This window comes from Enterococcus alishanensis (assembly GCF_019218635.1).
Classification (GTDB): domain Bacteria; phylum Bacillota; class Bacilli; order Lactobacillales; family Enterococcaceae; genus Enterococcus_A; species Enterococcus_A alishanensis.
Genome location: NZ_JAHUZB010000002.1, coordinates 467,310 through 491,980 on the forward strand (window position 1 = coordinate 467,310; position 24,671 = coordinate 491,980).

At 35.9% G+C, this 24,671-nt stretch carries 22 protein-coding genes; 20 read left to right on the forward strand and 2 right to left on the reverse strand.

Annotation, left to right across the window (positions count from 1 at the left end):
- Positions 1–118: 118 nt before the first annotated feature.
- From argC to KUA55_RS05955, 18 genes are all read left to right on the forward strand, one after another.
- Positions 119–1,150: an N-acetyl-gamma-glutamyl-phosphate reductase gene (gene argC, locus KUA55_RS05870; protein ID WP_218325249.1), complete on the forward strand. Its 1,032-nt coding sequence runs from the start codon at positions 119–121 to the stop codon at positions 1,148–1,150.
- A gap of 11 nt (positions 1,151–1,161) precedes the next feature.
- The gene (gene argJ, locus KUA55_RS05875) at positions 1,162–2,355 is read left to right on the forward strand and encodes a bifunctional glutamate N-acetyltransferase/amino-acid acetyltransferase ArgJ (protein WP_218325250.1); all 1,194 of its coding nucleotides are present in this window, start codon (positions 1,162–1,164) and stop codon (positions 2,353–2,355) included.
- 35 nt (positions 2,356–2,390) lie between these two features.
- A complete protein-coding gene (gene argB, locus KUA55_RS05880; RefSeq protein ID WP_218325251.1) occupies positions 2,391–3,140 on the forward strand; it encodes an acetylglutamate kinase in 750 nt (249 codons plus the stop codon).
- Entirely contained in the window at positions 3,137–4,288 is a 1,152-nt protein-coding gene (gene argD / locus KUA55_RS05885) for an acetylornithine transaminase (protein ID WP_218325252.1), read from the forward strand. Before argB ends, argD begins: the two co-directional genes overlap by 4 nt.
- A gap of 98 nt (positions 4,289–4,386) precedes the next feature.
- A complete protein-coding gene (locus tag KUA55_RS05890) occupies positions 4,387–5,073 on the forward strand; it encodes a CBS domain-containing protein (protein ID WP_218325253.1) in 687 nt (228 codons plus the stop codon).
- A 14-nt stretch (positions 5,074–5,087) separates the two neighbouring features.
- On the forward strand, positions 5,088–5,552 hold the full coding sequence (lspA, locus tag KUA55_RS05895) for a signal peptidase II (RefSeq protein WP_218325254.1): 465 nt from the start codon (positions 5,088–5,090) through the stop codon (positions 5,550–5,552).
- Positions 5,542–6,450, forward strand: a complete 909-nt coding sequence (locus KUA55_RS05900; protein ID WP_218325255.1) for an RluA family pseudouridine synthase — start codon at positions 5,542–5,544, stop codon at positions 6,448–6,450. The genes lspA and KUA55_RS05900 overlap by 11 nt, the downstream gene beginning before the upstream one ends.
- A gap of 208 nt (positions 6,451–6,658) precedes the next feature.
- Complete coding sequence (gene pyrR, locus KUA55_RS05905) at positions 6,659–7,198, forward strand: bifunctional pyr operon transcriptional regulator/uracil phosphoribosyltransferase PyrR (protein ID WP_218325256.1); 540 nt, start codon at positions 6,659–6,661, stop codon at positions 7,196–7,198.
- Positions 7,199–7,204: 6 nt separating this feature from the next.
- On the forward strand, positions 7,205–8,476 hold the full coding sequence (locus KUA55_RS05910; RefSeq protein ID WP_218325257.1) for a solute carrier family 23 protein: 1,272 nt from the start codon (positions 7,205–7,207) through the stop codon (positions 8,474–8,476).
- Between the two features lie 15 nt (positions 8,477–8,491).
- Positions 8,492–9,418, forward strand: a complete 927-nt coding sequence (locus KUA55_RS05915; RefSeq protein WP_218325258.1) for an aspartate carbamoyltransferase catalytic subunit — start codon at positions 8,492–8,494, stop codon at positions 9,416–9,418.
- Positions 9,419–9,430: 12 nt separating this feature from the next.
- Positions 9,431–10,711, forward strand: a complete 1,281-nt coding sequence (locus tag KUA55_RS05920; protein WP_218325259.1) for a dihydroorotase — start codon at positions 9,431–9,433, stop codon at positions 10,709–10,711.
- Between the two features lie 2 nt (positions 10,712–10,713).
- The gene (locus KUA55_RS05925; protein ID WP_218325260.1) at positions 10,714–11,793 is read left to right on the forward strand and encodes a carbamoyl phosphate synthase small subunit; all 1,080 of its coding nucleotides are present in this window, start codon (positions 10,714–10,716) and stop codon (positions 11,791–11,793) included.
- Positions 11,793–14,975, forward strand: a complete 3,183-nt coding sequence (gene carB / locus KUA55_RS05930; protein ID WP_218325261.1) for a carbamoyl-phosphate synthase large subunit — start codon at positions 11,793–11,795, stop codon at positions 14,973–14,975. Before KUA55_RS05925 ends, carB begins: the two co-directional genes overlap by 1 nt.
- Before the next feature lie 73 nt (positions 14,976–15,048).
- Positions 15,049–15,819: a dihydroorotate dehydrogenase electron transfer subunit gene (locus tag KUA55_RS05935; RefSeq protein ID WP_218325262.1), complete on the forward strand. Its 771-nt coding sequence runs from the start codon at positions 15,049–15,051 to the stop codon at positions 15,817–15,819.
- On the forward strand, positions 15,819–16,742 hold the full coding sequence (locus KUA55_RS05940) for a dihydroorotate dehydrogenase (protein WP_218325263.1): 924 nt from the start codon (positions 15,819–15,821) through the stop codon (positions 16,740–16,742). Before KUA55_RS05935 ends, KUA55_RS05940 begins: the two co-directional genes overlap by 1 nt.
- Positions 16,743–17,459 carry an orotidine-5'-phosphate decarboxylase gene (gene pyrF / locus KUA55_RS05945; protein WP_218325264.1) on the forward strand — a complete coding sequence of 239 codons (717 nt, stop codon included), beginning with the start codon at positions 16,743–16,745 and terminating at the stop codon, positions 17,457–17,459.
- Entirely contained in the window at positions 17,460–18,092 is a 633-nt protein-coding gene (pyrE, locus tag KUA55_RS05950) for an orotate phosphoribosyltransferase (protein ID WP_218325265.1), read from the forward strand.
- A 92-nt stretch (positions 18,093–18,184) separates the two neighbouring features.
- Entirely contained in the window at positions 18,185–19,210 is a 1,026-nt protein-coding gene (locus KUA55_RS05955) for an AI-2E family transporter (protein WP_218325266.1), read from the forward strand.
- Between the two features lie 17 nt (positions 19,211–19,227).
- On the opposite strand, the gene efbA is transcribed toward KUA55_RS05955, so the two are convergent.
- Together efbA and KUA55_RS05965 are read right to left on the reverse strand one after the other, a co-directional pair.
- Positions 19,228–20,925 carry a fibronectin-binding protein EfbA gene (gene efbA / locus KUA55_RS05960; protein ID WP_218325267.1) on the reverse strand — a complete coding sequence of 566 codons (1,698 nt, stop codon included), beginning with the start codon at positions 20,923–20,925 and terminating at the stop codon, positions 19,228–19,230.
- A gap of 58 nt (positions 20,926–20,983) precedes the next feature.
- Positions 20,984–22,615 (reverse strand): phosphoenolpyruvate carboxykinase (ATP), encoded by a 1,632-nt coding sequence (locus tag KUA55_RS05965; protein WP_218325268.1) that lies wholly within the window; start codon positions 22,613–22,615, stop codon positions 20,984–20,986.
- Between the two features lie 136 nt (positions 22,616–22,751).
- On the opposite strand from KUA55_RS05965, the gene KUA55_RS05970 reads away from it, so the two are divergent.
- Positions 22,752–23,309, forward strand: a complete 558-nt coding sequence (locus KUA55_RS05970; protein ID WP_218325269.1) for a hypothetical protein — start codon at positions 22,752–22,754, stop codon at positions 23,307–23,309.
- A 348-nt stretch (positions 23,310–23,657) separates the two neighbouring features.
- Positions 23,658–24,671, forward strand: coding sequence for a tryptophan ABC transporter substrate-binding protein (trpX, locus tag KUA55_RS05975; RefSeq protein WP_218325270.1), 1,014 nt, complete (start codon positions 23,658–23,660; stop codon positions 24,669–24,671).

Sequence of the window (24,671 nt, forward strand, 5' to 3'; positions counted from 1 at the left end):
TCAAAAAAAATTAATAAAAAATCATTGACTTATTCGTTTTGTCACTCTATAATCTAAAATTATAAATTGATTAAAATGAATTTTTATACATTATTGATTTTTGAGAGAGGTGTCTTATTTGAAAGTAGCAATTATCGGTGTAACTGGCTATAGTGGCTTGGAATTAGTCCGACTATTAAAAAATCACCCAAAAGTAGAAATTGTTTCACTGCATAGTCATTCACAAAATAACCAAGATATCTCCAATGTTTATCCACATTTAAAAAGAATAATTGATTTAACATTAGAAGAAATTAATCCTAAAAAAATCATGGCAACAGCTGATTTAGTTTTTTTTGCAACACCTTCAGGAATCTCAAAAGACTTAGCAGCTGATTTTTCGGAAAATAATTTTCCGATGATTGATTTGTCAGGAGATTTTCGCTTAAAAGAAATTGGCGCATATGAAAAATGGTATCAAAAAGAACCAGCAAGTCCAGCTATCCTGTCGAAAGCAGAATATGGCTTAGCAGATTTAAATAGTGAATATTCTAGTAATTTTATTGCAAATCCAGGTTGTTATGCCACTTGTGCCTTATTATCACTAGCGCCATTAGTTCAAGAAAAATGGATTGATCCTGATAGTATTATTATTGATGGCAAATCCGGCCTATCAGGTGCTGGAAAAAATCTTAGTGTTGCAGCTCATTTTGAAGAAGCCCATGACAATATGAGTTTATATAAAATGAACAGTCATCAACATATCCCAGAAATTGTTCAACAATTAAAAAGTTGGGATAAAAGTATTCCAGCTATTCAGTTTTCAACGTCACTTATTCCAGTTTCGAGAGGCATTTTTATGACAAGTTATCTAAAAGCCAAAAGAAAATTAACAACAAGTCAAGTTCATCAACTTTATCAAAGTTTTTATCAAGATAAACCATTTATTCGTGTACAAGCTGAGAACCAGTTTCCTTCAATCAAACAAGTTGTTGGCTCTAATTATTGTGATATTGGTGTTGCTTTTAATGAGGCTACTAATGTGATCACTGTTGTTTCAGTCTTAGATAACTTAGTTAAAGGAGCGGCTGGACAAGCTATTCAAAATTTGAATCATTTAATGAAAATACCTGAGATAACTGGTCTAGATTTTGTACCAGTTTATCCATAAGGAGAAAGCCAATGAAAATTATCGATGGAAAAATAGATGCCCCTAAGGGATTCTTCGCAACCGGATTACATGCCGGATTAAAACATACGAAAAAAGATTTAGGAATCGTTCTGTCGGAAGTTCCTGCTCAAGCAGCTGGGGTTTTCACGACAAACCAAGTTAAAGCAGCCCCAATTTATGTAACAAAGGAAGCATTGAGCGATGGAATTCTGCAAGCAATTATTGTCAATTCAGGTTTTGCTAATGCCTGTACTGGTGCTATTGGTTTAGAAGATGCAAAAACAACACAACAATATTTAGCTGAAAAGTTAGGTATTGCTGCCGACAAAATTGCTGTAGCATCTACTGGTGTAATCGGAAAAGTGTTACCAATGAAAAAAATCAAAGCTGGAATAGATGTTTTTAATTTAAATCAGTCAGAACCGCAAGCATTTCATGAAGCCATTTTGACTACGGATAAAGCAACCAAAGAAGTAGCAGTGACAGACGTGATTAATGGCGTTGAGGTTACTATGGCAGGAGTTGCTAAAGGATCTGGCATGATTCATCCCAATATGGCTACGATGTTGTCTTTTATTACAACAGATGCTTTTATTTCAAATGATTTGGTGCAAGAAATTTTATCAGAAAAAACAGAAGTGACCTATAACCAAATTACCGTTGATGGTGATACTTCTACTAATGACATGGTCTTAGTTCTGGCCAACGGTTTGGCTGAGAATCCGGAAATTGAGAAAGGTACTGAAGCCTATCAGAAATTTGCAGCGATGCTTGATTATGTGTCAGCGGAATTAGCCAAGAAGATTGCTAAGGATGGAGAAGGTGCAACAAAATTAATTGAAGTGGAAGTTACTGGTGCGTCAGATTCATTAGCGGCACGTCTGATTGCAAAAAAAGTAGTTGGTTCGTCTTTAGTTAAAACAGCAATGTTTGGTGAAGATCCTAATTGGGGCAGAATTATTTGCGCAGTTGGATATGCAGAGACCTTAATTGATCCTAATAAGATTGATATGTGGATTGGACAGCAGCAATTGTTAAAACAAAGTCAACCGCAGGAATTTGATCAAACGATTATGAAAGAAATTTTAGCTAATGAAACTATTAAGATTTTGATTGATTTAAATGTAGGAACGGAATCAGGAAAAGCTTGGGGTTGCGATTTAACTTATAAATATGTCGAAATTAATGCTTTATACCATACTTAAAATATTTTAGCGGGGAAGCTAAGGGAGCGGATATCATGGAAACAATCGTAGTAAAAATTGGCGGCGTCGCTAGTGATAATTTAACCAAAGACTTTTTTAAACAAGTAAAAAAATGGAAAGATACCGGAAAACAAGTGGTGATTGTTCATGGTGGGGGATATTACATTACTGAAATGATGAATCGTTTAAATATTCCAGTCACTATTGATAATGGTTTACGGGTGACGACTAAACAAGCCTTAAAAGTTACTCAGATGGTTTTAATTGGTCAAGTACAGCCAGCAATCACTTCTGTCTTTCAACAATATGGTTTTTCTGCGATTGGATTGCATGCCTCTTGTAATGATTTAATTCAAGGAGAATTTATTGATCAAGAAAAACTTGGTTATGTTGGAGAAGTGACTAAAATTAATAGCCAAGTGATCGAAGATGTTCTGGCGAGTAATTATATTCCGATTATTACGCCCTTAGGGATGACTATTGAAGGCGACTGGCTAAATATTAATGCTGATGCGGCTGCTAGTAAAATTGCCGAAGCTTTAAATGCTGAAGAGCTTTATTTATTAACAGATGTGCCCGGGGTAAAAAAAGATGATCAATGGTTACCCAAAGTCAGTCCAAAAGAAATCAAAGTATTGAAGGAAGAAGAAATTATTATTGGTGGCATGATTCCAAAAATTGAAAGTGCTATGACAGCTATCTTTGGTGGTGTGGGGAAAGTCCACATTACTAATGGTATTCAAAGAGCCGGTACTGTGATTACAAAGGAGGAAATTTTAGTATGACCCATTTATTTCCTAATTATGGCCGAGATACAATTGATCTAGTTAAGGGTGAAGCTAGTTATGTCTATGATCAAACAGGAAAGCAATACTTAGATTTAACTAGTGGTATTGGTGTAACTAGTTTAGGTCACCAACACCCAAAAGTTACAGCGGCAGTTACTGAACAAATAAATCAAATCTGGCACACTTCAAATTTATATTTTAGCCAGTTACAAGAAGAGGTGGCTGAAAAATTAGCACAAGATAAGGATTATGTGAGTTTCTTTTGTAACAGCGGAGCAGAAGCAAATGAAGCAGCTTTAAAATTAGCTCGTAAAGCTACTGGTCGTTCGAAAATTATCAGTTTTAATCAAGGCTTTCATGGGCGAACATATGGATCTATGAGTGCGACCGCTCAAGAAAAAATCCAAGCAGGTTTTGGACCAATGGTACCTGATTTTATTTACTTACCTTATAATGATTTAGAAAATTTTGAAGCTGCTTTAGATGATGATGTAGCTGCAGTAATTTTGGAATTGATTCAAGGCGAAGGTGGCGTATTACCGGCGGATGAAAAATTTGTCAAAGGGCTAGTAGAAAAAGCCCACGCAAACGGTACCTTAGTAATTATCGATGAGGTACAAACAGGTATTGGACGAACAGGGACATTTTATTGTCATCAAGGTTATGGAATTGAACCAGATATCTTTACTTTAGCCAAAGCATTAGGAAATGGACTACCAATTGGTGCAATGCTTGGGAAAGCTGAATTTGCGACAACATTTGGCCCAGGAAGTCACGGAACAACTTTTGGCGGTAATAAATTAGCCTTGAGCGCGGCAAATATTGTGATTGATACGATTAGTGAGCCAGACTTTTTAGCTGAAATAAATAAAAAGAGCCAGCAATTTTTTGAACAACTTAACGATTTAACGGAATTATCGATGATTAAAAAAATTCGAGGGCAAGGTTTAATGATTGGTATTCAGTTTGATAATGATAAACCGCTCAACTTCGTTTTAAATGAACTAAAAGAACAAGGAGTTTTAGCTTTAAAAGCTGGTAATCATGTCTTGCGATTATTACCACCGCTCACAATTTCCACAGCAGAAATAACTCAAGCAGCTACGGCAATTAAGACTGCTTGTAAAAAAATAATAGAAAAATAATTAGAGCTTGCGTCTTTCAAGCTCTTTTTTGTGTCTCAGACTATCATTGTGGTACCATTTCACTTATACTAGTTTTAGCACAAAAAGGGAGATTATCAATGGGTGAACGAGCAGATGATTTTTTAACCACTTTTAATCGAATTGAAAAAGAAATCAAAAGTTTATTAGGTAATCCAGTTAATTTAGGCTTTAGCGAAGCAGTAAGACGTCTAGCTAAAAAACAGCATGATTTAATTGGAAAAAATGAAAATGATCTATTACAATTGGCGCAACTAAGAAATGCTATTGTTCATGATCAGATTGCAGATGATTTTGTTATTGCTGAACCAAATGAGTGGGCAGTTCAACGGATTAAAGAGATTGAAAAAGGTTTATTGAGTCCAGAAAAAGTTTTGCCGCGTTTTGCGAAGAAAGTCACTGGATTTGAACAAACAGTGCCGATGAGAGAAATATTAGAGACGGTTAAAGAAAAGCGCTATTCGCAATTTCCTGTTTACGATCATGGCAAGTTTTTAGGATTAATCACTTTAAGAACAATTGGATTATATCTTTCTGAATTGGTGTTACAGCGTTCTTTTGATATTTTCAATAAAAAAGTAGGCGATTTTTTAATTCAAAATGGCAAAAATACCAATTTTGAATTTGTTTCGGCTGATACAAATATTGCTGAAGTCGAAGAAAAATTCCAACAAATAGCAACTTTAGAAGCCATTTTAATTACTAAAGATGGCAATCGCGACGGTAATTTATTAGGAATTATTCGTCCCCGCGATATCTTAAATTAGAAAGAGGATTTATTTTGCTGATTATTTATTTATTATTTAGTGGTGTCATTATCGGATTAGATCAATTAATGAAATTTTGGACGGTGGAGAATTTTTTCATTGGACAAGAACAAAGCTTGATACCAAATGTTTTTTCATTGACTTACTTACAAAATACTGGCGGGGCTTTTAGTCTATTAGAAGGTCAACGAATCTTTTTTATTATCATTAGTATTGTGGCAGTAATAGTAGTCGTTTATTTCTTACACAAGTATTTGAAAGAAAGTAAATGGCTAACGATTGGTTTAAGTTTATTTTTAGCCGGGGCAATTGGAAATTTTATTGATCGCTTTCGTTTAGGTTATGTGGTAGATATGTTCCAGTTGGATTTTGTTAGATTTCCAATTTTTAATATTGCCGATATGGCCTTAACAATCGGTGTAGCTTTGATAATTATTTATTTATTTTTAGATGAGAGAGAGAAAAAACATGCAAGCTGAAATTGAAGTCATAATAAAAGAAGAAACTGGGCGAGTGGACAAAGTTTTAAATGACCGTTTAAAAGACTATTCCCGTAGCCAAATCCAACAATGGATTAAAGAACAACATGTGTTTATTGATGGTCAAGCGATTAAAGCAAATTATAAAGTGAGTGCTGGTGATGTGATTTTGATTCAATTGCCAGAGCCAGAAGAATTGGAATTAATTCCTGAAGATTTAGATTTAGAAATTATCTATGAAGATCAAGATGTTGCAGTGGTAAATAAACCACAAGGAATGGTGGTTCATCCATCAGCTGGTCACCCAACAGGTACTTTAGTTAATGGATTACTTTATCAAATCAAAGATTTATCAACAATTAATGATGTGATCCGTCCAGGCATTGTTCATCGCATTGACAAAGATACCTCAGGACTGTTAATGATTGCTAAAAATGATCAGGCCCATGAAAGTCTTGCGAAACAATTAAAAGATAAAAGCTCTTTACGAAAATATGTTGCTTTAGTTCATGGTGAAATTCCTCATGATAAAGGGCGAATTGAAGCTCCAATCGGTCGCTCAAAAGTGAATCGTAAAATGCAGGATATAATCGAAGATGGTAAACCAGCAGTTACGCACTTTGAAGTTTTAGAGCGATTTAATAATTTTACATTGATAGAATTACAATTAGAAACTGGGAGAACCCATCAAATCCGGGTACACATGAAATATATTGGCTATCCAGTTGCAGGTGATCCCTTATACGGACCAAAAAAAACATTGAAAGGTAATGGACAATTTCTTCATGCCAAACTTTTAGGCTTTGTTCATCCCACTACTGGTGAAAATATGGTCTTTGAAGCTCCTTTACCAAAAATTTTCCAAGAAACTTTACAACAATTACGAGAAACTAATTGATTTTAACCTGAAAGAAGGTTATATTATTTATAGCAAAAAAACAACTGCATAAGATCCTTTAAGAATAGTCCCGTGAGGCTAAGAAGGAAATGAGATAGAATGAATCTAGGTGCGCCTAGGCGCAGACTGTTTATTGGATAGACAATCATTCCTCCTACCTAACTACGGGTAGGAGTTTTTTTATGCTTAATTTTAAGGAGGAGACAGGATGTACAAAAAAGAAGTTGTTGATGAGGTTACTATGAAGCGAGCATTGACTCGAATTACTTATGAAATTATTGAGCGTAACAAAGGTGTACAAGATATTGTTTTAATCGGAATTAAAACTCGAGGGATTTTCATCGCTCAAAGAATTGCCGAGCGCCTAAAACAATTAGAACAAATTGACGTCCCAGTTGGTGAATTAGATATTACTTTATATCGTGATGATGTTAAAAGTAATACAGATGAGCCAGAATTACATTCCTCAGATATTCCTTTTCCAATTGAAGGTAAGCAAGTAATTTTAGTCGATGATGTATTGTTTACTGGCCGGACAATTCGTGCTGCTTTAGATGCAGTAATGGATTATGGTCGTCCGCAAAAAATTTCTTTAGCTGTCTTAGTCGATCGCGGTCATCGTGAATTGCCGATTCGTGCAGATTATGTTGGAAAAAATATCCCAACAGCTTTAACAGAAGAAATTATAGTAGAAATGGAAGAAAATGATGGTCAAGACCGGATTTTGATCCAAAAGGAAGAGGAGTAGTCCCCAATGAGCGAGTTCCACAATGACGATGTCGTTTTAGATATTCACGATCGTCCCAAACCAGTTCACTGGGTCGGACTAAGTATTCAACATCTATTCACTATGTTTGGTTCAACAGTCCTAGTTCCAATTTTGGTCGGTATTAATCCAAGTATTGCCTTAGTCAGTTCAGGTTTAGGAACATTGGTTTATCTTACTGTAACAAAAGGAAAAATTCCAGCTTATCTTGGCAGTAGTTTTGCTTTTATTGCAGCCATGACGATGCTAATGAAATCAGATGGTTATCCAGCAGTCGCCCAAGGAGCAATCACATGCGGAATTGTCTACTTGATTGTTTCAATCATCATCAGAAAAATTGGTTCAGCTTGGCTGGATAAAATTTTACCGCCGATTGTGGTCGGACCAGTGATCATGGTTATTGGTTTAGGTCTAGCAGCAAATGCGGCGAATAACGCTATGTATCACAACGACAAATATGATTTCAAATATGTAGCTGTTGCTTTGATTACTTTAGCCTTAACAATTATTTTCAATATGTTCTTAAAAGGTTTTATCGGATTAATTCCAATTTTATTAGGAATTGTAGGTGGCTATATTACGGCGATGTTGTTTGGCATTATTGATTATCAACCAATTATTGATGCCAACTGGTTTGCATTACCAGCTTTCGAAATACCCTTTGTAAACTATCAACCAAGTCTGCATTTAAATGCCATTACGATTATGGCACCAATTGCTTTTGTTACTATGACGGAACATATCGGACATTTGATGGTTTTAAACAAATTAACCAAACGAAATTTCTTTGATGATCCTGGTTTAGATCGAACCTTGTTAGGTGATGGCTTAGCACAAATCGTGGCTGGTTTGGTGGGCGGTCCGCCAGTAACTAGTTATGGCGAAAACATTGGAGTATTGGCTATAACCAAAGTGCACAGTGTGTTTGTTATTGGAGGAGCTGCTGTTTTTGCAGTAGGACTAGGATTTGTCGGCAAGTTAAGTGCTTTAATATTAAGTATCCCAAATCCAGTGATTTCTGGTATCAGTTTCATCTTGTTCGGTGTAATTGCTGCCAGTGGATTGAAGCTTTTAATTGAAAACAAGGTTGATTTTGATCGAAAAAAGAATTTATTAATTGCTTCAACCATTTTAGTAATTGGTATTGGCGGATTAGTCTTTCAAGCAGGAACATTTACATTATCAGCGATGGCATTAGCAACAGTCTTAGGTATTTTTCTAAATCTTGTTTTACCAGAAAAAGCCCTTAGTGAAAAATAAGGAGGCACTCATTGCATGATTATTCAATCGGAGATCATTAGTTTAAAACATTTATTGACGGTGGAAGCATTATCAGATCAAGAGGTTATGGGTTTAATTAGACGGGGTCAGCAATTTAAGTTAGGAGCACCATGGGCACCGCAGAAAAATCAGTATTTTGTGTCAAATCTATTTTTTGAAAATAGCACTCGAACTCATAAAAGTTTTGAAGTGGCTGAGAAAAAACTTGGCTTAGAAACAATCGAATTTGACGCACGGTCAAGTTCGGTCCAAAAGGGTGAAACTTTATATGATACTGTTTTGACCATGTCAGCAATCGGCGTAGACGTTTGTGTGATTCGCCATGGAGATGAAAATTATTATGACCAACTTATTCAAAGTAAGACCATCAATTGTTCAATCGTTAACGGCGGTGATGGTAGTGGTCAACATCCAACACAATGTTTACTGGATTTAATGACTATCTATGAAGAATTTGGTCACTTTAATGATTTAAAAGTTGCGATCGTTGGTGATATCACCCACTCAAGAGTAGCTAAATCAAATATGCAAATGTTAAAACGATTAGGTTCAGAAGTGTTCTTCTCCGGTCCAGAAGAATGGTATGACAAGAGTTTTGATGTCTACGGAACTTATAAACCATTAGATGAATTAGTGGATAATGTGGATGTCATTATGCTTTTACGTGTGCAGCATGAGCGTCATGACGATAAAGAAAGTTTTTCAAAACAAGAATATCACGAGAAGTATGGTTTAACAGTAGGGCGATCAAAAAGATTAAAGAAAAAAGCAATTATCATGCATCCAGCACCAGTAAATCGTGATGTAGAAATTGCAGATAGTTTAGTAGAAAGCCTGCAATCACGAATTATCGAGCAAATGTCAAATGGTGTCTTTGTGAGAATGGCAATTTTAGAAGCAATTTTAAACGGTATTTCTTAAAGGAGCGAAACGATGAAAACATTAATTAAAAACGGGTATATTGTAACAAAAGATAACGAAATGACAAAAGTCGATCTCTGGTTAGAGAATGGCATTATCAAAGGTATCGGACAAGATTTTTCAGAACTAAATTTTGATCAAGTTTATGATGCAAAAAATCAGTTGATTTCCCCGGGATTGGTTGATGTCCATGTACATTTAAGAGAACCGGGATTTACCTATAAAGAAACCATTAGTACAGGAACAAAATCGGCAGCTCGCGGTGGATATACAACTATTTGTGCGATGCCAAATTTAAATCCAGTCCCAGACACAGTTGAAAAATTTAATGAAGTTGTAAAAATAATTAATGAAGATGCAGTGGTAAAGGTTTTACAGTACGCACCAATTACTGAAGAGTTACGTAGTGAAATTTTAACAGATCAGGCCGGGTTAAAGGCAGCGGGTGCATTCGCTTTCACAAATGATGGAGTAGGTGTTCAGACTGCTGGTACTATGTTTTTAGCTATGGAAGAAGCAGCTAAAAATAATATGGCAATTGTAGCCCATACAGAAGATGAATCTTTATTATTTGATGGTGTCATGCATAAGGGAGAAATTAGTGAGAAGCTCGGATTACCTGGAATTATGAGTGCAACCGAATCTTCACAAATTGCTCGTGATTTAATTTTAGCTGAAGAAACGGGCGTTCATTATCACGTTTGTCATGTTTCAACTAAAGAAAGTGTACGCATCATTCGCGATGCAAAAAAAGCTGGTATTCATGTGACAGCTGAAGTTGCGCCTCATCATTTAATTTTAGCCGATCAACAGATTCCTGAAGATCATGGATATTGGAAAATGAATCCTCCTTTACGAGGAACTGACGATCGAGAAGCTTTAATTGAAGGATTATTAGATGGAACGATCGATTGCATCGCAACTGATCATGCACCACATGGACATGAAGAAAAAAATCAAAGTTTCTTAAAAGCACCTTTTGGGATTGTAGGTAGTGAAACAGCATTTCCACTCATTTATACTCATTTTGTAGAAACAGGACGCTTTACCTTAGAACAAGTGATTGACTGGATGGCTATTAAACCTGCTGAAATTTTTGGTTTGAAAGTTGGGACATTGAATATCGGTGAGCCAGCAGATGTGGTCGTCTTTGATTTAGAAACAACAGAAGAAATTGATGATAAAAAATTCGCATCGATGGGTGTGAATACACCATTCAGCGGTTGGCCAGTGAAAGGAAATACCTTGCTGACTTTTGTAGACGGCAAATTAGTTTATCGTAAGGAGGATTAATTTTGAAACGATTATTGATTTTAGAAGATGGTACTGTCTTTGAAGGAGAAGCTTTTGGAGCAGAGGCCAATGTATTTGGAGAAATCGTCTTTACGACTAGTATGACCGGCTATCAAGAAACTATTACCGATCAAAGCTTTAACGGACAAATTATTACTTTTACTTATCCAATGGTGGGAAACTATGGCGTGAATCGCGATGATTACGAAAGTATTTCACCAACTTGTAAAGGTGTCGTGGTGAAAGAACATGCGCGACTTGCCAGCAATTGGCGCAATCAAATGACTTTAGATGAATTTTTAAAAAGGAAAAATATACCTGGAATTGCCGGGATTGATACCAGAGCACTAACAAAAAAATTACGTAATCACGGTACAATGAAAGCCAGTATTATTGAACCAGGTGATAAATTTGAACATGCATTTGATCAGTTAAAAGCAACTGTTTTACCAACAAATCAAGTGGCACAAGTTTCAACATCAACGCCTTATCCAAGCCCTGGAATTGGTCGTAATGTGGTAGTGATTGATTTTGGCTTAAAACATAGTATTTTGCGGGAGCTTTCTAGAAGAGAATGTAATCTAACAGTGATGCCTTATGATACTGACGCGCAAACAATCTTAGATTTGCAACCAGATGGTGTGATGTTAACCAATGGACCGGGAGACCCCAAAGATGTTCCTGAAGCAATTGAAATGATTCGTCAAATTCAAGGGAAAGTACCAATTTTCGGAATTTGTTTGGGCCATCAGTTATTTGCTTTGGCTAATGGAGCGGATACGTATAAAATGCGTTTTGGTCATCGCGGTTTAAATCATCCAGTTAGAGAAGTTGCTACTGGAAAAATTGATTTTACCTCTCAAAATCATGGGTTTGCAGTAAATCCTAAAACAATTGACCCTGAGAAATTACTAGTGACGCATGTAGAAGTAAATGATGGCACTGTTGAAGGAATTCGGCATCGTGATTATCCTGCTTTTAGTGTGCAATATCACCCTGATGCAGCACCGGGTCCCCATGATGGGATTCATTTATTTGATGAATTCATGGAAATGATGGATGCAGGAAAGGAGCAAGCTTAATGCCAAAGAGAACAGATATTAAAAAAATCATGGTCATCGGTTCTGGTCCAATTGTAATTGGTCAGGCCGCAGAATTTGATTATGCCGGCACGCAAGCTTGCTTGGCTTTAAAAGAAGAAGGCTATGAAGTTGTTTTAGTAAATTCAAATCCAGCAACAATCATGACGGATCGTGAGATTGCTGACAAAGTATACATTGAACCAATTACATTAGAGTTTGTCTCTAGGATATTACGCAAAGAATTACCAGATGCAATCTTACCAACCTTAGGTGGTCAAACTGGATTGAACATGGCGATGGAATTAGCTGATTCTGGTATTTTAGATGAGCTGACGATAGAATTATTAGGAACCAAGCTTTCAGCCATTGACCAAGCAGAAGACCGTGATTTATTTAAACAATTAATGGAAGAATTAGACCAACCGATACCTGAATCTGAAATTGTGACAACAGTTGAAGAAGCAGTTGATTTTGCTAAAATTATCGGTTATCCGGTGATTGTTCGCCCCGCATTTACTTTAGGTGGAACAGGCGGTGGAATGTGCGATAATGAAGACGAGTTACGAGTAATTACAGAAAATGGTCTGAAATTATCACCGGCTACTCAATGTTTAATTGAAAAATCAATTGCTGGTTACAAAGAGATTGAATACGAAGTTATGCGAGATTCTGCCGACAATGCAATCGTAGTGTGTAATATGGAGAACTTTGATCCAGTTGGAATCCACACTGGAGATTCGATTGTTTTTGCGCCAAGTCAAACTTTGTCTGATTATGAGTATCAAATGCTACGGGATGCCTCTTTAAAAATTATCCGTGCTTTAAAAATTGAAGGTGGCTGTAATGTTCAATTGGCTTTGGATCCAAATAGTTTTAACTATTATGTAATTGAAGTAAATCCTCGTGTTTCTCGTTCCTCAGCGTTAGCTAGTAAAGCGACTGGTTATCCGATTGCCAAGTTGGCGGCAAAAATCGCTGTTGGTTTAACGTTAGATGAAATGAAAAATCCGGTAACTGAAACTACTTATGCAGAATTTGAACCAGCTTTAGACTATGTTGTAGCAAAAATTCCCCGTTGGCCTTTTGATAAATTTGAAACGGGTGAACGTATTTTAGGTACACAAATGAAAGCAACTGGTGAAGTCATGGCAATCGGACGGAACATCGAAGAAAGTCTGTTAAAAGCTGTTCGTTCACTGGAAATCGGTGTTCACCATGTAGAATTGCCAGAGCTTGCAGAGGTATCTGATGATAAATTAACTGAAAAAATGGTTAAAGCTCAAGATGATCGTATTTTTTATCTGGCTGAAGCTTTACGTCGTAGTTATTCGATTGAAGAATTACATGAATTAACTAAAGTAGATTTGTTCTTTTTAGATAAACTATTACACATTGTTGAATTAGAAACTGAGTTGGCACAAAACCAAAATGATTTATCTACTTTGAAAAAAGCTAAACAAAATGGTTTCAATGATCGAAAAATTGCACAACTTTGGGAACAAACAGAAAAAGAAATTCGTGATTTACGTAAACAAGAAAATATCTGGCCGGTCTACAAAATGGTAGATACTTGTGCAGCCGAGTTTGAATCACAAACACCTTACTTTTATAGTACGTACGAATTTGAAAATGAAAGTGAAGTCTCAAAGAAAGAGTCAGTTTTAGTACTGGGATCTGGACCGATTCGGATTGGCCAAGGAGTTGAATTTGACTATGCAACAGTTCACTCAGTAAAAGCGATTCAATCCGCTGGCTATGAAGCAATTATTATGAATAGCAATCCAGAAACTGTTTCAACTGACTTCTCTACTTCTGACAAATTATATTTTGAACCACTGACTTTTGAAGATGTGATGAATGTAATTGATTTGGAACAGCCTTTAGGTGTCATCGTGCAATTTGGTGGACAAACAGCAATCAATTTAGCTGAACCTTTGCATCATGCTGGTGTGAATATTTTAGGAACAACTATCGAAGATTTAGATCGGGCGGAAGATCGTGATCAGTTTGAGCAAGTATTACAAGCTTTAAATATTCCGCAACCACCAGGCGAAACGGCAACTAGCGCTGCAGAAGCGGTAAAAGTTGCAGAGAGAATCGGTTATCCTGTATTAGTGCGTCCAAGTTATGTACTTGGCGGTCGAGCAATGGAAATTGTTGAAAATCAAGCGGACTTAGAAGATTATATGGCCCACGCGGTAAAAGCTTCACCAGAACATCCTGTTTTAGTTGACCGTTACATGGTTGGTCAAGAATGCGAAGTCGATGCGATTTGTGATGGTACGACAGTATTAATTCCTGGAATAATGGAACATATTGAAAGAGCTGGGGTTCACTCGGGTGATTCAATGGCTGTTTATCCGCCGCAAACTTTCTCACAAGAAATTAAAAATACAATTGAAGATTATACACGACGGTTAGCTATAGGAATGAATTGTATTGGTATGATGAACATTCAATTTGTTATTCATGATCAGACAGTCTATGTAATCGAAGTGAATCCAAGAGCCAGCCGAACAGTGCCATTTTTAAGTAAAATTACTGATATTCCGATGGCGCAAGTTGCTACGAAAGCAATTTTAGGTGAAAGTTTAACTGATTTAGGATATCAAGATGGATTATATCCTGAAAGTCAGTTGGTTCACATTAAAGCACCAGTCTTTAGCTTTACAAAATTACAAAAAGTAGACACTTACTTAGGGCCAGAAATGAAATCGACTGGTGAAGTAATGGGTAGTGATCGCAATTTGGAAAAAGCACTTTACAAAGCTTTTGAAGCTAGTGGATTACATTTACCAGACTTTGGCTCAGTATTATTCACCATTGCAGATGAGACGAAAGAAGAAGCTTTAGATTTAGCGAAACGTTTTAAAGAAGTTGGTTATAGTTTACTGGCTACTAAAGGAACTGCTGAATACTTGAAAGAGCATGGTGTCGAAGCCAAAACGATCGCAAAAATATCTGAATCTGCTGAGGATAACGTGGTAGAATTAATCAGACAAGGTGATGCACAAGTTGTAATCAATACAATGGACAAAAATCGTCAAAATACTTCTGATGACGGCTTCATTATCCGCCGAGAAGCGGTTGAACATGGTGTACCATTATTTACTTCACTTGATACAGCAAATGCTATCTTAAAAGTGATGGAATCTCGAGCATTTTCGATTCAAGAAATTTAATACGTAGAATTATCAGCAGGAGTAAAAAAATTCTGCTGATAATTTGGAAACAAATGATATACGGGAGGCTAATATGAAGCAGGAAATGATGAGAATCGTCAGTCAAATTGAAATTGCGCCACGCATTTTTGAATTGGTTTTACAAGGACAATTAGTTAAGCAAATGAAACAGCCAGGACAATTTATCCATATCCGCGTGCCTCGCTCAGATTTATTGCTACGCCGTCCGATTAGTATTAACCAATTTAATTTGACTGATCAGACTTGTACAGTGATCTATCGAATCGAAGGGGCTGGGACACAAGCTTTTTCTGAGATGACAGCTGGAGAAATGTTAGATGTTATGGGGCCTTTAGGCCATGGATTTGAATTGACAGATTTAAAAGCTGGCGATACTGCATATATTGTTGGCGGCGGTATTGGCATCCCTCCATTGTATCAACTTTCAAGAGATTTAACTGCTAAAGGAGTGAAGGTTGTTCACTTTTTAGGTTTCACGACTAAAAAAGATATTTATTACTTGGATGAATTCAATCAATTAAGTGAGACAAAAATTTCAACTGATGATGGTACCTTTGGTAAAAAAGGACATGTTGGTCATCTTTTAGCGGAAACTACTGAAAAACCCGATGCTGTTTTTGCTTGTGGTCCGAACGCATTGTTAAAAACTGTTGAAGGCTTTTTCGATGAAGTTGAAAATGTTCAGCTTTCTTTGGAATCACGTATGGCCTGTGGAATGGGTGCTTGTTACGCTTGCGTCTGTCATGTGCCAGAAGATCCAAACCAAAGTCTAAAAGTTTGTGAAGATGGGCCAGTTTTTAAAGCCGGGGAGGTAATCATTTAATGAATCGTTTAGCTGTTAATTTACCAGGGCTGAATTTAAAAAATCCAATTATGCCAGCCAGCGGATGTTTTGGTTTTGGTAAGGAGTATGCGGATTATTATGATTTAAATCAATTAGGATCGATTATGATTAAAGCAACTACACCACTCGTTCGTTATGGAAACGAGACACCACGAGTTGCTGAAACTGCCAGTGGAATGCTAAATGCTATTGGACTACAAAATCCTGGATTAGAGGTCGTAATGAATGAAATACTGCCAAGTTTGGAAAAATTTCAAGATTTGCCTTTAATTGCCAATGTAGCAGGTGCTTGCGAAGAAGATTATGTAGAAGTTGCCAAAAGAATTGGTGATGCACCGAATGTCCATGCGATTGAATTGAATATTTCTTGTCCCAATGTAAAACACGGGGGCTTATTATTTGGAACCGATCCAGATGCTGCTGGAAGTTTGACAAAAGCGGTTAAAGAAGTTGCGAAAGTACCAGTTTATGTAAAATTATCTCCTAATGTGACCGATATTGTTCCGATTGCAAAAGCAGTTGAACAAGGAGGCGCAGATGGTTTTACGATGATTAATACTTTAATGGGAATGCGGATTGATTTAAAAACGCGACGACCAATTTTAGCAAATATGACTGGAGGTTTGTCTGGACCGGCCATTAAACCAGTTGCCATCCGTTTGATTCATCAAGTTGCTGGAATTACCGACTTGCCCATCATTGGCATGGGTGGCGTACAAAATGTTGATGACGTGATTGAAATGTTTTTAGCAGGAGCCAGTGCGGTCGCCGTGGGAACGGCAAACTTTACTGATCCATATATTTGTCCCAAATTAATTGATTCCTTACCACAAAAATTGGATGAATTAGGTATTGAATCTTTGGAACAATTAAGAAAAGAAGTTAGAGAGGCGCGAGGTTAGATGGAAAGAAGACCAATTATTGCTTTGGATTTTGCTTCAAAAGAAGAGATTATCCAGTTTTTAAAAAAGTTTCCTAAAGAAGAGGCGTTATTTGTAAAAATTGGCATGGAACTTTTTTATCAAACAGGACCTGAGATTGTTTCCTTTTTAAAATCGTCTGGACACGATGTTTTTTTGGATTTGAAATTACATGATATCCCAAATACAGTAAAAAAAGCTATGTCTGGCTTAGCAAAACTCGGAGTAAAAATTACCAATGTTCATGCTGCTGGTGGCATTGAAATGATGGAAGCGGCTAAAGCAGGGTTGATCGAAGGAACGCCAACTGGTGAAGCTGTACCAGAATTAATCGCTGTGACTCAACTTACTTCAACTTCTGAAAAACAAATGCATGAAGATCAATTAATTCCAGTTAGCTTGCAGGAAAGTGTCTTACATTATGCCAAGTGTGCGGACAAAGCTGGCTTGGATGGAGTAGTTTGTTCAGCTCTAGAAGTTGCGGCTATTCATCAAGCAACAAATCCTGACTTCGTCTGTCTTACACCAGGAATTAGACCACAAGGAGCCAGTGTTGGTGATCAAAAAAGAGTCATGACACCAGCCGATGCTAAAAAAATTGGCTCTACTTACATTGTAGTAGGTCGCCCGATTACTCAAGCAGAAAATCCTTACGAAAGCTATTTACAAATAAAAAATGAATGGAACGGTGAAAAATAAATGACTACCATTGCAGCAGAAATTGCCAAAGATTTATTATCCATTGAAGCAGTCTCATTAAGTCCAGATGAACCCTTTACTTGGGCTAGTGGTATAAAATCTCCTATTTATTGTGATAATCGAATTACCATGAGCTATCCTAAAGTTCGCCGTGCAATCGCCAAAGGTTTAGCGGAAGAAATCAAAAAAAATTTTCCTGATGTAGAAGTGATTGCTGGAACAGCAACTGCTGGTATACCCCATGCTGCTTGGGTAGCTGAAATTTTAGATTTACCGATGGTCTATATTCGTTCTAAAGCAAAAGACCATGGTAAAGGAAATCAAATTGAAGGCCGCATCAAAGAAGGTCAAAAGATGGTTGTTATTGAAGATTTAATTTCAACTGGAGGCAGTGTTTTAGAAGCTGCCACTGCAGCAACTAAAGAAGGTGCTAATGTTTTGGGCGTTGCAGCAATCTTTACTTATGAGTTAGCCAAAGGTGTTGATAATTTTAAGGAAGCAGATATAAAATTGGTAACATTAACCAATTATTCAGCTTTGATTGAAATTGCTTTAGAAGAAAAATACATCAATGAAGATCAATTAACTCTATTGAAAAAATGGCGGGAAAATCCTGAAAATTGGTTAGCTTAATAAAACAAAGCATTATTTACTCTGAGAAAAGAGTGAATAATGCTTTTTTCTTTTAATAAATGATAGAATGATTAAGAAGTGGAGGGGTGTCCATGTATCAAAAATTTATCGAAAATACTACTTTAAGACGTTTGACTGTTTTAGTTAGTGTAATTATTGTCCTATTCTGCGTCCGTGAATTTATGACGACGATTTTACTGACCTTTATTTTTACTTTGTTGGCTGTAAAATCGGTAGATCTTATTCAACGCTGGCTTAAATTACCGACTTTTTTACTAACTATGCTTTTGTATTTTATTGCAGTATTTGTAGTTTATTTATTGGTTACAAAATATGCTAATTTTTTAATTAATCAAGTGATTCATACCTATAATACGTTATTTGCTTTTTACCAGAATCAATCGAAAGAAGCAGAAGGTGTAGTTAAGTTCGTTGCTAATTATCTTGAAACCCACAATTGGCAAGATAAATTGGAGAGCGGAGCATCGATTGTGTTTACCCAGTTACAAAATGCGGGTCGCTTAACAATAGCTTTCATCATGTCGTTTTTATTAAGTTTTTTCTTTATGGTGGAAAAGAAAAAGACAGTCCGTTTTTCTGGTAGCTTTTTGACTAGTCATTTTGCTTGGTATTTTAAAGATCTTGCTTATTTTGGGAGTATTTTTATAGAAACATTTGGTGTGGTTATCGAAGTTCAAATATTGATTGCGGTGGTTAATACTATTGTTACAACAATTGGATTAGGAATTATCGGTTTCTCACAATTACCAACTTTAGCAATTATGATCTTCTTTTTGAGTTTAATTCCTGTTGCTGGTGTGATTTTTTCTTGTGTGCCGCTAACATTGATTGCTTATTCAACCGGTGGCATTCAAACAGTGATTTATGTATTAGTTTTAATAATCGTTGTACATTGCGTAGAAGCTTATGTTTTAAATCCACAATTCATGTCTAGTCGAACCAATTTACCAATTTTTTTTACGTTTGTCATCTTATTAATAAGCGAACATTTCCTAGGTCTGTGGGGATTATTAGTAGGGATTCCAATCTTCAATTTCTTTTTAGAGATATTGGATGTCCAAGTTCCTAGTTTTAAAAAGAAAACCGCCCAAAAATAAAACTTTGGGCGGTTTTTCTAATTTTCAGTATTGTTTTTCAATTGTTGGATAGTTGTTTCTTCAGGTGTTACAAATAACGTTTTTTGATTTTCATAAATAACAAATCCTGGTTTTGCACCATTGGGTTTATGAACGAATTTTACTTGCACATAATCCACGGGAACTTGAGCTGATTGACGATATTTTGAAAAGTATGCAGCTAGTTCGGCCGCCTCCAATAAAGTTTTTTCACTAGGATTGTCTGATCTAATAATCACGTGAGAGCCTGGGATATTTTTAGCATGGAGCCAAATATCGGTCTTCCGGGCTTTTTTCAAGGTCAATTGATCGTTTTGTAAATTATTTTTGCCGACTAAAATCGTCGTGCCATCACTAGCAATAAATTTTTCTGGCTGTGAAGGTTTGTGTTGACGGTTTTTCTTTTGACTACGTTTCTTTAAGTAGCCACTAGCAATTAACTCTTCACGAATAACATCGATATCCATTGGACCGGCAATCTCTAATTGTGCCAAAATAGATTCTAAATAATTGATTTCTTCTTGGGCTTCTTTAATTTGCGCATCAATTAATTTGACCGCATTTTTGAGCTTTTGGTAACGGTGAAAATATTTTTGAGCATTTTGATTAGTAGTCAATGCTGGATTTAACTTTATTTCAATCGGTTGATTCTCTTCATAATAGTTTTCTAAAGTGACTGAGTCAACACCTCTAGGAACTTGTGCCATAAAAGTTGTTAAAAGCTCACCATCACGTCGAAAGTCTTCTGCATTTTCTGAATCCTTCAAGGTTTGTTGACGCTTTGCGAGTTTTGATTGATTGCGGCTGATTTCATTTTCAACTTTTTTGATCAGCTGGTTACCGAGCTGTTTTACACGGTCTTTCTCTGCTTTTTCTCCATAAAACGCGTCTAATAATTGACTTAAATTATCGTAAGACTGCTTTTCTTCAAAAGTTAGAAAGGAGATCGGCGCAAACAATTCTTTATTTTTGATTTTCCCTAATGTCGGAGTTGGTTGTTGTACTTCTTGCCAAAAGTTATCCCAAACAGCCATTTTTTGATTGCTGATTTCCTCTAAGCGGTAGACAAGTTCATCCGCCGTATCGCGACCAAGTCCTTGGAAATTTTGTTGTAAATATTTACCAGTTAATTTTTCAGCCGTTGATACTATTTCAAATACTTGTTCCTTATTTGCCTTAAAAGGATTTATTTGCTCCTGTGAAGGGGGAGTAACATAGGTTGAACCTGGTAAAATACTTCGATAAGAATTTTGTGAAGGTCCGATATGCTTGATTGCATCCAAAATCTTGCCACTGGTTTGATTAACTAAAACAATTGTTGAATGACGTCCCATTAATTCAACAATCAGAACTAATTTTTGCTGATCACCTAACTCATCTCTTTTATTGATCGTAAAGTGGACCACACGATCATTTTCAATTTGTTCGATATTTTCTAAAATACCCCCTTCTAAATGTTTTCGTAACATCATGGCAAAAGTGGGTGGGGTACCAGGATTACTATAAGCAATATTGGTTAATTGGATTCGCGCATAGCTGGGATGCGCCGATAACAATAAACGTTGATTTTTTCCGTTGGCGCGTATGACTAAAACCACTTCATTTTCATAAGGTTGGTGGATTTTTGAAATACGACCGCTAATTAGTTGGTCCAATTCCTGAACCATTACATGGGTAAAAACACCATCAAACGACATCTGTATTCCTCGATTCTTTCCTAGATAAATCTATTATAAACAACTTCTTAAAAAAAACCTATTTTTCCAATTTTAGAATCATTTCTGTTAGCAGATCAGTCACTTCTGTTGGCAATTCAGTAAAAGGATTTAAGGCTTTTTCTTCGACAAAAACCAAACGGGTTTTCAAACTCGTTTTAAGTGCTTGTCGATATTTTTGATTATTAAAATCTGGTTCGTAGCCATCAATTTTTAAATACTCGATTTGCGGATATGGACCGAAAGTTTCAAATTCACCAGTTTTTGTTACAATATCTTCAATCCCTTTTAAAGTTACTTCTGGAGAAATATTTCGTTCGTTGAAACTGGCAGTGTTTAAAATATAACAGGTTGTTCCGTTAGTAAATAACGTTCTGAAATTTTGATAGTCTTCTGCCAAGGGATAGGTTCTAAATGGATTAGCAAAAGGTTCAATTATTAATTGATCGCTGACTTGAATATTTTCAGCGGTTGACCGTTTTGTCGCCAAAGTTACACCAAAAATAGCAGCCAAAGTCGGATCATTCAATTTTAAAATAGGTGGTAGAGTTTCGTCCTTCATGATCCAAAAAACACCATCAATTTTTTCGTTAATATGATCCTTTCGATCTTTTGTAGCAAAACGGCTTTTTATGCAGCGGCCGTTTACATTTCTGATATCTCCTGTTACTAAAACTTTTTGACCATTCTTATCTAAAGTTATACCAACATTTTCAGCAGTTAAAAAATATTTAATTGCAGCATGATCCATGGCATAGTCTTCAGTCTTATCAAAATAGGATGGTTCTAATGCTGTCGTCCCACCATCTTTTTGATTAATTACAAAAGCATCATCATGTAAAACAGTAATTGGGAATTTATTTCCATGATGAGACAAGGTGATTGTAGATTTTCCAGTTCCAGATAAACCAAATGCTGCCATGGTGTATTTACTATTAGGCAACTGAAATTGTTTCATTCCGCCATGACAAGCAATAAAGCCATTTCGGTGAGCAATTTGCCATGCTAAAGATAGGGTAGCTTTTTTAAGTTCACCAAAATATCGTAGGCCTAGAATAGCTCCACAATTATGTGCTGGATCTAAAATAACTAGGCCGTCAGGATAATCTGGATGTTGCCAATCAGGATCAGCATAAAAATATAAATCATTTTCATTAGGAAACTCTTGAGACTGCTCGTAGATATTTGTTAGATTTTGAGAAAATTCAAAATTCATCAAGTATTGAAATAGTTGCATCGGAAAATTTGCAGGAATCATTAAATGAGATTTAACCATAAAATCATTATGTAAACCTACGACCACAGATGACTTTAAAAAAATTTTCTCTTGTCCGTGATAAACAACTTCTCTCATCAAAGCAGAAAAATCCTTGTCTTCTTTAGTAGTTAAAATTAATTTTCGCGCGATGGCAGAGCGACCAACGATTTTACCATCATTAGTAATTAATACTTTGGCATCAGTTGGCAAACCTAATTTTTCCGGCTGATCAATAGGTAAATCGGTCACGATGGTCTGAGAATTTTCAAAAGCCAGCTGATAAGCAGCCGCTACATCTTTTATTTCCGTTACATTATTACCATAGAAAGCTGTCTCAATAGTTGTTTTAAAGCCACTTAAGCGAGGATTGTTTGAATGAATCTCTTTCCGATCAAATAAATGGTTACTACTCATAATAATCCCTCCAAGTCTAATTAATTTATTATTATCATATCATTTTTAGAATTTTCAGACAAAAATTTTTTATGTTTTCGTTTTATCAGAGTAGCAGTTTATTTTTTTTTCGTTATAATATAACTAGGGTGATAGAATGAAAAAGTTCTTCTTAAATTTTGGAGAGATACTCCAAAGGCTTTGGAAAGTTTTTTATTTAAAAGCAGAAGCCAACCAAAAAAAGACGATTGCTATTTTGATTATTTCAATTATGACAATTACTATAGGCATATTTTCTTTACAATATGTGAGAGAGGTTTCTCGCGCAACTGAAATTGAAACGACAGTTTACAATAAGATTGATACTAAATATATATTGCCTATGGATTACCAAAACTCTGACCAACAAATTAAAGATTCTAAAACGATAGCTGTCATGTTTTGTCAGCCTCATGGAGAGACCTATAAAAAAGTACTTGCTATTTTAAATGATCCTTCTCAGGAAGAAACATTGAATCGAAAATTTTATTTTTATCCAATTGTTTACCATAGTGACCAAATGGCTAAAGACTATCAAATTAATCCAAATCAAGTTACCTTTGTTTATTTTAAAAAAGGTGAAGAGAAAAATCGGTTTGTAGTAGAAGAAATGACTCACTTAAATAGTGAGTTTGTTCCAAAACTAAATCGATTATCCCAACGTTATTTAGATTAGTTAAAATATTTTTAATTTTATTTTAATAAATATGTTGACAATCTCATTTTCATTGGGTAAACTAATTTCAACATCAAAGAAGGAGTGAGCCACATGAAAAAAGCAAACTTATCTCAACAAAAGAATCGTTGGCAAAACTGGCGTAGATAAGTTGCGTTTATGGACTCATTTCATAGATGCAGCGTTTAGAACTATTCTAAATCTTGTATCTATGTTGGATGTATTTATTATGTACTTTCCCCGCATAGAGACCGATCTATGCGGTTTTTGTTTTTCGAGAGACAACTACCGTTATATTTAGGGTAGTTGTCTCTTTTTGCTTACATTAAAATATTAGGAGGAAATATTATGAAAAACAAAGGGATTATTGGTTCAATTATCGCAATAGCAGTTATTTTAATCGGAGTATTCGCTTATCAAATGGGTAGCCGTCAAACCACATCAAGTGCCACAACAGATTCATCAGAATTACAAACAGTTGGAATTTTACAATTTATAAGTCATCCTTCTTTAGACCAAATTAAAGATGGCGTAGTAGATGGTCTGAAAGATGCTGGATATGTTGATGGTGAAAATATCAAAATTGAATACTTAAATGGTCAAGGCGATCAAAGTAAATTAGATACCATGAGCCAACAATTAATCTCTAAGAATTCTGATGTTTTAGTTGGGGTAGCAACTCCGGCGGCTAAGGCTTTAGCTAATGCTACAAGTGATATTCCAGTAGTAATGGGTGCAATCTCAGATCCAGTTGGTTCTGGTTTGGTGAAGAGCCTAGAAGAACCGGGCAATAACGTTACAGGATTGAATAATTTATCACCAGTCAACCAACAAATTGAATTAGCAAAAGAATTATTACCAGAAGCAAAAACGGTTGGGATGATTTATTCTTCGTCTGAAGAAAACTCTTTAGCTCAAATTGCGAGAGCTGAGAAAAAAGCAGCTGATGAAGGTTACACTGTAAATAAATATGCGATTTCTTCAAGTAATGAAATTTCCCAAATTACACAACAAGCGGCTGGAGAAAATGATTTCTTATATATTCCACAAGATAATATTATCGCTAACGCATTTGATACATTGGTACAAGAAGCTGACAAGGCAAAAATTCCAGTCTTTGTATCTGTAGATAATATGGTGAAACAAGGCGGAGTAGCTACAGTGGGACAAAATCAATATCAAATGGGTATCGAAACAGGAAAAATTGCGGCTGAAATGTTGGCTGGAGCAGATCCAGCTAAAACACCAGTGACGGTGATTGATACAGGCGATACAATTATTAATGAAACAAAAGCAGCAGAACTTGGCATTACTATTCCAGATAATTTAAAAAACAAAGCAGAATTAGTTGAAGGAGACTAG